11 protein-coding genes and 1 other RNA gene are annotated in these 12,465 nt (G+C 34.6%); 8 read left to right on the forward strand and 4 right to left on the reverse strand.

The genetic code is table 11. The annotated features are described in order from the left end of the window. Window positions 1-207 precede the first annotated feature (207 nt). The 7 genes from trmD (at window position 208) to MWU65_RS08520 (ending at window position 8,139) form a co-directional block, all read left to right on the forward strand. Complete coding sequence (gene trmD / locus MWU65_RS08490) at window positions 208-888, forward strand: tRNA (guanosine(37)-N1)-methyltransferase TrmD (protein WP_247076975.1); 681 nt, start codon at window positions 208-210, stop codon at window positions 886-888. Further along, a complete protein-coding gene (locus MWU65_RS08495; protein WP_247076977.1) occupies window positions 881-1,201 on the forward strand; it encodes a hypothetical protein in 321 nt (106 codons plus the stop codon). The genes trmD and MWU65_RS08495 overlap by 8 nt, the downstream gene beginning before the upstream one ends. Window positions 1,202-1,341: 140 nt before the next feature. After that, window positions 1,342-1,692 (forward strand): 50S ribosomal protein L19, encoded by a 351-nt coding sequence (gene rplS, locus MWU65_RS08500; RefSeq protein ID WP_247076979.1) that lies wholly within the window; start codon window positions 1,342-1,344, stop codon window positions 1,690-1,692. A gap of 656 nt (window positions 1,693-2,348) precedes the next feature. Further along, window positions 2,349-4,559, forward strand: a complete 2,211-nt coding sequence (locus MWU65_RS08505) for an NADP-dependent isocitrate dehydrogenase (RefSeq protein ID WP_247076981.1) — start codon at window positions 2,349-2,351, stop codon at window positions 4,557-4,559. Window positions 4,560-4,687: 128 nt separating this feature from the next. Further along, window positions 4,688-7,063, forward strand: coding sequence for a TonB-dependent receptor (locus tag MWU65_RS08510; RefSeq protein WP_247076983.1), 2,376 nt, complete (start codon window positions 4,688-4,690; stop codon window positions 7,061-7,063). A gap of 5 nt (window positions 7,064-7,068) precedes the next feature. Further along, entirely contained in the window at window positions 7,069-7,884 is an 816-nt protein-coding gene (locus MWU65_RS08515; protein ID WP_247076985.1) for a DUF4249 domain-containing protein, read from the forward strand. Between the two features lie 6 nt (window positions 7,885-7,890). Beyond that, window positions 7,891-8,139, forward strand: a complete 249-nt coding sequence (locus MWU65_RS08520; RefSeq protein ID WP_247076987.1) for a DUF6095 family protein — start codon at window positions 7,891-7,893, stop codon at window positions 8,137-8,139. 47 nt (window positions 8,140-8,186) lie between these two features. Here MWU65_RS08520 and rny read toward each other — a convergent pair whose 3' ends face one another. From rny to MWU65_RS08540, 4 genes are all read right to left on the reverse strand, one after another. After that, complete coding sequence (gene rny, locus MWU65_RS08525; protein ID WP_247076989.1) at window positions 8,187-9,758, reverse strand: ribonuclease Y; 1,572 nt, start codon at window positions 9,756-9,758, stop codon at window positions 8,187-8,189. A gap of 42 nt (window positions 9,759-9,800) precedes the next feature. Then, window positions 9,801-9,910: non-coding RNA, 6S RNA (gene ssrS / locus MWU65_RS08530), on the reverse strand. Between the two features lie 57 nt (window positions 9,911-9,967). Next, window positions 9,968-10,264, reverse strand: a complete 297-nt coding sequence (locus tag MWU65_RS08535) for a cell division protein ZapA (protein WP_247076991.1) — start codon at window positions 10,262-10,264, stop codon at window positions 9,968-9,970. A 16-nt stretch (window positions 10,265-10,280) separates the two neighbouring features. Beyond that, on the reverse strand, window positions 10,281-10,571 hold the full coding sequence (locus MWU65_RS08540) for a hypothetical protein (protein WP_247076993.1): 291 nt from the start codon (window positions 10,569-10,571) through the stop codon (window positions 10,281-10,283). A gap of 196 nt (window positions 10,572-10,767) precedes the next feature. Between MWU65_RS08540 and MWU65_RS08545 the strand changes: the two genes are divergently transcribed. Further along, the gene (locus MWU65_RS08545) at window positions 10,768-12,459 is read left to right on the forward strand and encodes a M23 family metallopeptidase (RefSeq protein ID WP_247076995.1); all 1,692 of its coding nucleotides are present in this window, start codon (window positions 10,768-10,770) and stop codon (window positions 12,457-12,459) included. Window positions 12,460-12,465: the final 6 nt, after the last annotated feature.

Below are 12,465 nucleotides of genomic sequence, written 5' to 3' on the forward strand. Positions count from 1 at the left end.
TTTTTTAATTCAAACCACAAAAACCTACTAAATTTACACCACTTTAACGATACTTGATTTTTGTTCAATGCAGTAACTACGCGACATATAAATCAATTAGAATTCCAAAACCCTAGGATTTAATTGGGAGGAAATCCTGATAGACTTTATTTTTAGTCCACTTCAATTGAAAAATCATTAGTGTATCTTTGCTGGGAAGAAATAGTCATGAGAATAGATATTATTACGGTATTACCAGAATTACTAAAGAGTCCTTTTGAAGCTTCAATTCTAAAGAGATCCATTGAAAAGGGGCTTGTTTCGGTCCATTTTCACAACTTAAGAGATTATACAGACAAAAGCTACAACCAAATAGATGACTATCAATTTGGCGGAGGTGCTGGTATGGTCATGATGATAGAACCAATAGACAAATGTATTTCTAAACTAAGGTCTGAACGAGACTATGATGAAGTTATATACATGAGCCCAGATGGCGAGACTTTAAATCAAAAAATGGCGAACAGCTTATCTCTTGTCAATAATATCATTATTCTATGTGGACATTACAAAGGTGTTGATCAAAGAGTAAGAGACACCTTAATTACAAGAGAAATTTCCATTGGAGATTACGTACTTTCCGGCGGAGAATTAGGAGCTGCAGTATTATGTGATACCATAATACGGTTAATTCCTGGAGTTTTAAACAATGAAACCTCTGCCCTAACCGATACGTTTCAAGATAATTTACTAGCCCCACCGGTATATACACGACCAGCCGATTATAAAGGTTTAAAGGTTCCGGAAGTATTGTTGAATGGCAACTTTCCAAAAATTGAAAAATGGCGAGAAGATGAGGCCTATAAAAGAACCAAGGAACTAAGACCAGACTTACTTGATAATGATTGATAATTTACAACTTCTTTACGGTATAACCTCTATTTTATACGGCCTATTAACCATAGGTATTATTGCAGGGGCAATACTATACTATACCAAAAGGAAAGGGCTTGCCGGACTATTTATGATCATAGGAAGCATAGTACAGTTTCTAAGTATATTAGCAAACCCCATAGTATCAGCATTAGCAAATACAGTAGGCTTAGATAGTGAACGTATAATTTATATACATTATGCAATAAATAGTATTTCGTGTTTATTCTCTATACTTTTTGCTATCGGCTTTGTAATGGCTATGCTAAAGCTAAAAAAAGCGTCTTAACTTGAGATTAATAGTAAAATATATTATTTAAATCTTGCTTAATATAATTAATAACGTATTTTTGCACTCGATTTAAATTAACCTCTGGCGAAATCCGTGAACTGTTGATTTTAATAAACTTATATAAATAAATAAACAAGATGGAAGCATTAATTAAATTTGTTGAAGACGAATTTGTTCCAAAAAAAGATTTTCCAAAATTCTCTGCTGGTGATACAATTACAGTATACTACGAAATTAAGGAAGGTGAAAAAACTCGTACTCAGTTCTTTAGAGGTGTTGTAATTCAAAGAAGAGGTAGCGGTGCTACTGAAACTTTTACGATCCGTAAAATGTCTGGTACTATAGGTGTTGAGCGTATTTTTCCTGTAAATTTACCTGCACTACAAAAAATTGAAATCAATAAGAAAGGTAAAGTACGTAGAGCTCGTATTTTCTACTTTAGAGGTCTTACTGGTAAAAAAGCTAAAATTAAAGAAGTACGTAACTAATTTACGTCTCCTTATTCCAAATAAAAAAGCCTACCCTTTGGTAGGCTTTTTTTATACTCCCTATTTGCTACATCAACAACAAACAAGCTCCAAACAAAGGAATATGTTAAAGTTTTTGCTTATCACTTAATTTATTACTACATTGGAGTATGATTTGATAAAGGAATCATTTTATGGTTTGAACTTTTATCAAATTATTATAAAGTCACGTTCTTTATATTGTTGCAAGACCTCATATAAACTAATTAATGCACATGCTTAATTACTTTAACAAGTAGGCTTACCTTGAGTTGATAAAATTTAACAGTAAGCTTTTTATTTCAATTGTAGAAGTACATTTAACTAAAAAGTAGCAACAAGAAGAGACACAAACATAGCTTTGTTACTAAACTACAGTATGTTCTGTGTTTTAAACGTAGAAACAAAAATTTAATGCAATCAATGGTTGCCGTTTTGTTCCAGTAACAAAACAAAAAGTTAAAAGATTGTTTCTAAAAGCCATATCAATGTATATATTACAATGATATGGCTTTTGTTATTTAAATTTTTATCGCATTATCGTATAAAGGCCGTTATTTTTAAAACATATGTATTATGTAAGCAATCTTAAAATTGTATATTTGCTCTGCTTAAAATATATATAATCAAGTTTTAATATGCCTAAAATAATCTACACCAAAACGGACGAAGCTCCTTCTTTAGCAACGCAATCCTTTTTACCCATAGTACAAGCCTTTACAAAAAGTAGTGGAATAAAAATAGAAACGAAAGACATCTCTTTAGCAGCACGTATTTTGGCTGTTTTTCCAGATTTCTTGACCAAAGAGCAACAAATAGAAGATGCCTTGGCTCAGTTAGGAGAATTAGCAAAAAGTCCGACGGCCAATATTATTAAACTTCCAAATATTAGCGCTTCTATCCCTCAACTTAAAGAAGCAATAGAAGAACTACAATCCAAAGGGTATGCTATTCCTAGTTATCCTGACGAGCCTAAGGATGCACAAGAAAAAGAAATAAAGGTTCGATATGACAAAATTAAAGGGAGTGCTGTAAACCCAGTACTACGTGAAGGCAACTCGGACAGAAGAGCCCCCAAAGCCGTAAAAAATTACGCAAAAGCTAATCCACACTCTATGGGTGCCTGGAGTGCAGACTCTAAGTCTCATGTAGCAACAATGTCTTCTGGAGACTTTAAAGCCAATGAAAAATCTGTCACCCTGGCAACGGCAACTGATGTAAATGTTGTATTGGTTAAAAAGGATGGAACTAAAATTATTCTTAAAGAAAAAATCTCTTTACTTCCTGGTGAAATTATTGATGCTACTGTTATGAGTAAAAAGGCACTTATCGCTTTTTTACAGGAACAAATAAAGGAAGCTAAAGATGCGGGAGTTTTGTTTTCGTTACATATGAAAGCAACAATGATGAAAGTATCTGACCCCATTATTTTTGGTCATGCGGTAGAAGTTTTCTTTTCAGATGTATTTAAAAAATACGGTAAAATATTTGAAGCAAATGGTATTGGCTCTAACAATGGTTTGGAAACCTTATTGAACAAGTTAAATAATTTACCTAATGGTGAGGAAATTAAGTCGGAAATAGCAAAAGCCATTGCAAACGGCCCAGATTTGGCTATGGTAAATTCAGACAAAGGAATTACCAACCTACACGTACCTAGTGATGTTATTATAGATGCTTCTATGCCTGCAATGATTCGTAATTCAGGGAAAATGTGGAATGCAGAAGGAAAATCTCAAGATACTAAAGCTGTAATTCCAGATAGCAGCTATGCTGCTATTTATAGCGCTACTATTGACTTCTGTAAAGAACATGGCGCTTTTGATCCTACCACGATGGGCACTGTACCTAATGTTGGTTTAATGGCTCAAAAAGCAGAAGAGTACGGTTCTCATGACAAAACTTTTGAGATTGATTCTGATGGCGTTGTACAAGTAATAGATGCTAACAATACCGTAATAATAGAGCACAGGGTTGAAAAAGGAGATATTTGGAGAATGTGCCAGGTGAAAGATGCTCCAATACAAGACTGGGTTAAATTAGCTGTTTCTAGAGCAAGAGCAACCAATATACCTGCTATTTTTTGGCTGGACGATGAAAGAGCTCATGATATTGAATTAATCAAAAAAGTAAATACCTATTTACCCAACCATGACATTAGTGGTTTAGAAATTCATATTTTATCCCCTTTAAAAGCAACAGAATTTACCTTAGCTAGATTGAAAGATGGCAAAGACACTATTTCTGTATCGGGGAATGTACTTCGAGATTATTTAACAGATTTATTTCCTATTTTAGAGGTTGGTACTAGTGCCAAAATGCTTTCTATTGTTCCCCTAATGAACGGTGGCGGTTTGTTTGAAACCGGTGCTGGAGGTTCTGCCCCCAAACATGTTCAACAATTTATGGAAGAAGGACATTTACGTTGGGATTCACTCGGTGAGTTTTTAGCCTTAGAAGTTTCTTTGGAGTATGAAGGTGAAAAAAATAAGGATAAAAACACTTTGGTATTGGCAGAAGCACTTGGTGATGCTACCGAAAAATTCTTATTAAATGATAAATCACCTTCTAGAAAGGTAAACGAATTAGACAACAGAGGAAGTCATTTTTATTTGGCACTATATTGGGCAGAGGCATTAGCCACCCAAACAAAAAGCCCAGAATTACAATCGAAATTCAAAAAAGTGTATGCAGATTTATTAGAAAACACAACCAAAATTATTGAAGAGCTAAACAATGCACAGGGTTCTAAGGTAGATATAGGCGGTTATTATATGCCCAATGCTACTATTTTAGCAGCTGCTATGCGACCAAGCAAAACCTTTAATAGTATTATAGATCAATTGTAGTTTTTACCTATAATTAACAGTCTAAAAGAAAAGTCTTTTCATTCATTTGAAAGGACTTTTCTTTTAAAAAAATGTTAACTATTCTCTAGTCGAAAAAAAAGGGATTACTTTTACAAAAACCCAATTTTATGAACAGACCTCTTGTCTGGTTTTTTCTTAGCCTCCTATGCACCCTACAAACCCTAATAGGGCAAGAGAAATTCACATTGTATGGAACCGTTTCTGACGCCGCAAGTAATGAAACCTTAATTGGCGTAACTATAGCAATACCCGAACTACAAGCGGGGGTTATCACAAACGAATATGGATTTTACTCCATCACACTTCCTCAAGGCAGTTACCAAATTAGTATAAGTTCTATTGGATTTAAGGAAATTATTAAGACGATTAACTTAACCAAAGACACCACCTTAAATCTTCAACTTACAGAAGAGGCAGAACAATTGGAAGAAATTATCCTTACGGAAGATATTGAAAAATTAGATATCCGAAAACCACAAATGAGCGTGAATTCACTTTCCGCTGGTAGTATCAAGAAAATTCCTGCTATTTTAGGGGAGGCTGATGTCTTAAAATCAATTTTACTACTACCCGGAGTAACAAGTGCCGGGGAAGGAGCTTCTGGCTTTAATGTACGTGGTGGCTCTGTAGACCAAAATTTAATTTTATTAGACGAGGCTACCATTTATAACTCCTCTCACCTTTTTGGTTTCTTTTCGGTTTTTAACCCAGACGCTATTAAAGACTTAAAACTATACAAAGGCGGAATTCCCGCAAAATATGGAGGCAGAGTCTCTTCTGTTTTAGATATTTATCAAAAAGAAGGAAACAGTAAAACATTTAAAGCCAATGGAGGCATTGGTATTGTATCTAGCAGGTTACTCCTTGAAGGTCCTTTAAAAAAAGACCAAGGTGCCTTTCTATTAGCGGGGCGTAGTTCGTATGCTCACCTTTTTTTACCACTATTTGACAATGACAACAAAGCCTATTTTTATGATTTAAATACCAAATTAAACTATCGCCTTAACAAAAACAACAACCTATATGTTTCTGGATATTTTGGTAGAGACGTTTTTAGTATTTCCAATAGTTTTGTAAACACCTACGGAAACTCTGTAATTAACCTGCGGTGGAATCACCTATTTTCTGATAAGATTTTCAGCAATCTATCGCTTATATATTCTGATTACTTCTATGGGCTGGAACTGGATTTTGTTGGCTTTAAATGGAATTCCGGGATTCAGAATTTTAATGTAAAATATGATTTTAAACATTATATCTCCAATGATTTAAAATTGAATTACGGTGTTAACAACACCTATTACAGGTTTAATCCTGGTGAAATAGAACCCAATAGAAGTGATTCAGGGATTACACCTAGGGAATTAATAAACAAATACGCAAATGAATTTGCCGCTTATATTGATGCAGAACATAAGGTAACAAAAAACATCACCCTTCAATACGGCTTGCGTTGGAGTAACTTTATTAGGTTAGGACAAGAGAAGCTATTTATATATGAAAATGACCAAGCTGTTGATTTTAATTCCGATTTCCAAATATATGAAAGCGCAGAACCTATTGGTATTGAACGTTTTGAGCGAGATGCTCAAATTGCCAGCTTTAACAACCTAGAACCCAGACTAGCACTTTCTTACGCAATAAATGATTTAAATTCAGTAAAAGCCAGTTATAATCACATGGCGCAATATCTTCATTTATTATCCAATACAAGCTCTCCTACCCCATTGGATGTTTGGGCACCAAGTGGCAAGTTTATTCAACCTCAAATATTAGATCAATTTGCAATTGGATATTTTAAAAATTTAAAAAACTCAGATTATTCCTTTGAGACAGAAGCATTTTATAAAAATGTAAAAAACAGAATTGACTATATAGACGGTGCAAATCTTATTGCAAATGACGCTATAGAACAAGTGCTTTTAAATGGAAAAATGAGAGCGTATGGCTTAGAGTTTATGCTTAAAAAAAGCGGCGGTAATTTTAATGGTTGGCTATCCTATACCTTTTCTAGATCTGAACAAAAAACACCTGGAAGAACCGCTTTGGAAACCGGAATCAATAATGGCAAGTGGTATACGACAAGCTTTGATAAAACCCATGACGTATCCTTAAACACAAGTTATGATTTAAATGAAAAATGGAGTTTTACTAGTAATTTAATTTTTCAAACAGGGCAACCCACCAACTACCCCATTGGTAATTACGAATACCAAGACCTAAGCATCCCCATTTATGGGGAACGCAACAAACAACGCCTTCCTAGCTATCATCGGTTAGATATCGCAGCTACATTAACGCCAAGAAAGAATAAACGAAGAAAACTTCAATCGCAATGGGTTTTTGGCATTTACAATGTATACAATCGAAAAAATGCTGCATCTATAAGCTTTGGAAGAAATGAAGATACTTCAAACAATGAAGCATTAAGGACATCTATCTTTGGCATTGTTCCCTCCGTAACATATAACTTTAAATTTTAATGGTTATGAAAAAGCAGCTGGTTTATTTTCTTTTTTTATTGCTTTTATCGAGTTGTCAAGACGTAATAGAAATAGACACCCCATCCACAACACCTAGACTTGTAGTTGATGCTAATTTTAATGTGTATACTAATCAAAATCCTTCACAGGTAGAAGGATCTATAAAGCTTTCATTAACTACAGATTATTTTGATATTGAAAAAAAACCGATTAATGATGCCCAAGTTAGTATTACAAATGAAACAGATGGCACAGTATATCCGTTTACAGCCATAGACAATTCAGGCAATTATAAATCTCCAAACGATAGTTTTATTCCTGAATTTGGAAATCTATACCGATTAAATATCTTGTATTCTAATGAAAATTACAGTGCCGAAACAGTGCTTATACCTAGCGTGCCCATACATAAAGTAACTGAAGGCAGTGGCTCCCTTTTTGGTAATGATGATACAGAAATAATTGTAGAGTTTACAGATGACCCCAGCAGAAATGACTTTTATTTATTTGATATGGACTTTAATGAATTCCTAACTACTGAAGATGAGTTTTATCAAGGAGAAACCTTTGTATTTTCATATTTTTATGACAATTTAAGTTCAAACCAAGAAGTGACCATAAAAATAATGGGACTAGAGGAACAGTTTTACAATTACATGAATAATATCTTAGAGCAAAGTGGTGAAGGTGGTGGTTCTCCATTTCAGCCTACTCCTAGCACAATACGGGGGAATATAGTAAACACTTCAAATAGCGCTAATTTTGCACTTGGGTATTTCAGTATCTCTGAAACATACGCCTACACCCTTACCTTAAATTAATTTAGTATGTCTACACAACCCAATTCATTTTACAAAAGCCTCAAATTTTTTGCCCTTACCGTGGTATTAATGTTTAGTGGCCCCATAGTTATTTATCAGGCTTTTAAGAACGAAAGCCACCCTTTCTATCTTCCAGTACTTATCATAGGGTTTTTATTGGCTATTGCAGCTCTTGGGGTGTTTTATTACAGTTTACGCTTAATGATGACCGCCATATTTGGAGAAAAAGAAAAAAAGAATAAGAAACAAGTATAAAAAAAGCTCCCAATGGGAGCTTTTTTTATTTTATTATTACTTCGCGTTTATTTTGCCACGTTCACTGCTCTAGTTTCACGGATAACCGTAACCTTTACTTGCCCCGGATATGTCATATCCGTTTGTATTTTTTGAGAGATCTCAAACGATAATTCTGCTGCCTTATCGTCCGTCACCTTTTCACTTTCTACAATAACTCTTAACTCTCTACCCGCTTGTATTGCATAGGCTTTTTGAACGCCTACAAAACCAAATGCAACTTCCTCTAGGTCTTTTAGTCGTTGTATGTACGAATCTAAGACTTGCCTTCTTGCTCCAGGTCTTGCCCCACTAATGGCGTCACAAACCTGAACAATTGGCGAGATTAAATTTTTCATTTCAATTTCATCATGGTGCGCTCCAATGGCATTGCATACATCTGGTTTTTCTCCGTATTTCTCTGCCCACTGCATTCCCAAGATAGCATGTGGAGTTTCAACCTCTACCTCTGTATTAGGTACCTTACCAATATCATGTAACAAACCTGCTCTTTTAGCCGTTTTTGGGTTTAATCCTAACTCAGCAGCCATTACACCACATAATTTAGCAACCTCCCTAGAGTGTTGCAATAAATTTTGGCCGTAGGATGAACGGTATTTCATACGCCCTACTGCCCTAATTAATTCTGGGTGCAATCCGTGAATACCCAAATCGATAATGGTCCGTTTTCCTACCTCTACAATTTCTTGTTCTATTTGTTTTTCTGTCTTGCGCACCACTTCTTCAATACGTGCTGGATGTATACGTCCATCGGTAACCAATTTATGTAAAGACAAACGAGCAACTTCCCTACGAACAGAGTCAAAACAAGAAAGAATAATTGCTTCTGGCGTATCATCTACAATAATCTCTACTCCCGTTGCAGCTTCTAAAGCTCTAATATTTCTTCCTTCTCTACCAATAATACGTCCTTTAACATCGTCAGATTCTAAATTAAAAACAGAGACGCAATTTTCTACCGCTTCTTCTGTTCCTATACGTTGTATGGTGTTTATTATTATTTTTTTAGCTTCTTGTTCAGCGGTAAGTTTTGCCTCTTCCAATGCGGTTTGCATATAAGCCATTGCATCAGATTTGGCCGTCTCTTTAAGCGAGTCCAGCAATTGACTTTTGGCGTCTTCTGCGGATAGTCCAGAAATAACCTCTAATTGCTGTACTTGGCTTTTATGTAGCTTATCTAATTCGTTTTGCTTCTTTTCTAAAAACTCATCCTTATGATTAACCGACTGGATTTTAGACTCCAGCTGATCATTTAGTTTTTTACTTTTAGCCAACTCATTACTTACTTGCGATTCTTTATCTCTTGTTCGTTTTTCAGATTCGGACATCTTCTTGTCCTTACTAAAAATAACTTTTTCATGCTCTGCCTTTAACTCTAAAAATTTCTCTTTGGCTTGTAGTATTTTATCCTTTTTAATACTCTCACCTTCCGTGGTTGCATTTTTCAAAATAGACTCTGCCTCTCTCTTGGCAGATCCTATTGTTTTAGATGCTTTACCTTTTTCTAAAAATTTAGCAAGAATAAAACCTATTGCCAAACCTACTATAATTGCTATAATTAAAAACGTGCTATTTTCCATGGTTATATATATTAAAAAACCCACATTGGGGGTGTTTTGTACAAACTCCTATAAAACAGGATTAGGGCTAACAATTTGATCAAGGATCCTTATACAAGTAAGGCTTGCTTTTACAAACTAAACTCACCCTTTAAAACAAATTAATGTTGAGTTTGTCAAAAAAATACCAATGTGGGCAGTAACTTAAATTTTTATTTAATGAACGTATTTTATATGATGCTTAGCTTAGAGTCTACTATCTGTTCCAGTGCCTTTAAACGCTCTGTAACCTCTGAATTATCCTCTTGCTTATCAATACTCTTCTGTTCTATTTTAGAGGCAAACTGCAAGGCACACATTGCCAATACATCTTGTTTATCTCTAACGGCATAGTTTTGCTCAAACTTTTTTGCTAACTGCTCTATGTTTTTTGCAGCTTTTCGCAAACCCTCTTCCTGACTTGGATCAATCGTTAAGGGATAAACCCGGTCTGCAATAGAAAGTTTAATTTTTAGCTTCTCTGCCATAAGTATTAATTGTACATTATTCAGCGAGTTGAGCAATACAATGATCTAACTCTCTAATTAACGTATTTATTTTAAGCTTTGCTTCTGTTTTATTTGTATTACTGCCAAGCATCGAACTTGCCATTTTAAGAGCATTGTACTTTTCTTCCCATTCAGATACTAAAGTTGAAGAAGTGCGATTCTCATTTTTTAGAGCATTTAATTCTTTATCTAAACTAACATTAGCCTGCTTTAATAACTCCAACTTATGAAGTAGCTTACTCACTTTATTTTCTAAAGAATCAACAATTTCAACCAATTCGCTCATTTGCAATAAATCGATGCATTTCTCACAAAGTTAACATAGATTAAATTACTTCGCAATACTTTTTTCAATTATTCTTGCAAAGAATTAAATCCATTACGCTAATCCTTTGTTTTATTGGGTTTTATTTTTTTTAACTCTATTAGTTTTTTCAAATTAAGCGGGATTGGCTATTTTCGTACCAATATTAAAAATACTTATGAAAATTTACGTACTAATAGTTGGACTGTTTTTATTTATCCAAGGAAATGGACAAGAAAAATATCCTCAAAACACCTTTCAATCTCCTTTGGATATCCCCTTAATCTTAGCGGGTACCTTTGGCGAGTTGCGGTCCAATCATTTTCATTCTGGTATTGATATTAAAACACAACAAAGGGAAGGATTGTCTGTCTACGCCATTGAGAGTGCCTCCGTTACACGTATCAAAATATCGCATTGGGGGTACGGAAAGGCACTATACATTACGCATCCAAACGGCTACACTTCTGTATATGCCCATTTAAAGAAGTTTTCCCCAAAAATTGAAGCCTACATAAAAAAATTACAATACAAGAAGCAATCCTATGAGGTTGAAGCTTTTCCCGATTATGGTGAGTTAAAGGTAGACAAAGGGGAACTTATTGCTTATTCTGGTAATACAGGGGGATCTTCTGGCCCCCATCTTCATTTTGAAATTAGAAGCAGCGTCTCTAGCAAACCAATTAACCCATTACTATATGGATATGATATACGAGATGCTACAGACCCTACCCTGTTAAACTTGTTTGCTTACCCTTTAAGTGAAAATGCTCAAATTAACACTACCGGGAATAGAACTCAAATTAATTTTACCCGACAAAAGGACGGTTCTTTTTTAGCCGATAAGGTTTACGCTTCAGGTACCATTGGCATTGGTTTTAATGGCTATGACAGACAAGATATGGCAGCCAATAAAAATGGCGTTTATGCTGTGCAACAACTGGTTAATGGCAAGTTATATTCCGATTTTGATTTTGAAACATTCTCCTTTGGTGAAACCAGATATATTAACACCCTTATCGATTATGATTATTTTGGAAGGCATAGTCAACGTATTGTGAAATGTTTTAAAGAACCCAGTAACAGATTAAGCATTTATAACACCTTGCACAACGATGGTAAAATAGTGGTAAACGAAGGGCTAACCTATAATGTTACTGTACTTCTAAAAGACTTAAGTGGGAATATCACTACCATTAATATACCTGTTGAAGGTAAAAAACTAGAGTTAAAAGCACCAAAAACAATAGACGTAACAGAGAACTATATTATTGCAAAAAAACCAAACAATTACAATTTAGGCATTGCCAAAGTTTACTTTCCTGCCAATACTTTTTACGAAGATTTTTATATAGATTTAGAAGAGGGAGCAGATACGGTTAAAATTCACAACAATAGAGTTGCTGCCCATCGTAATTTCACGATTACTTTTGATGTATCTAAATATAGCGCAGAGGAACAAAAGCAGTTGTTTATAGCACGACTCAATGATAGACTTGCTCCAAGTCATTCTACCACTTACAAAAGAGAAAACACCTTTACAACGAGGACAAAAAACCTAGGCACCTACACCCTGGCAAAGGATACAATAGCCCCAGTGATTACCCCAAAAAACTTTAAACAAAAACAATGGCTTACCAATTACCAATATCTCAGTCTAAAAATTGTTGATGATTTAAGTGGTATTAATACCTACAATGCCTACCTTAACGGGGAATGGATTTTAATGAGTTATGAATATAAAACCAATACGCTTACCTACGATTTTGACGATAAAATACTTGATAAAAAAGAATGCAATCTAAAAGTTATTGTAACAGACAATGTAGGCAATTCTACAACCTATGAAAGTACTTTTTACAGAAAATAATTAATT

It is taken from the genome of Cellulophaga sp. F20128 (assembly GCF_023015805.1).
GTDB lineage: Bacteria > Bacteroidota > Bacteroidia > Flavobacteriales > Flavobacteriaceae > Cellulophaga.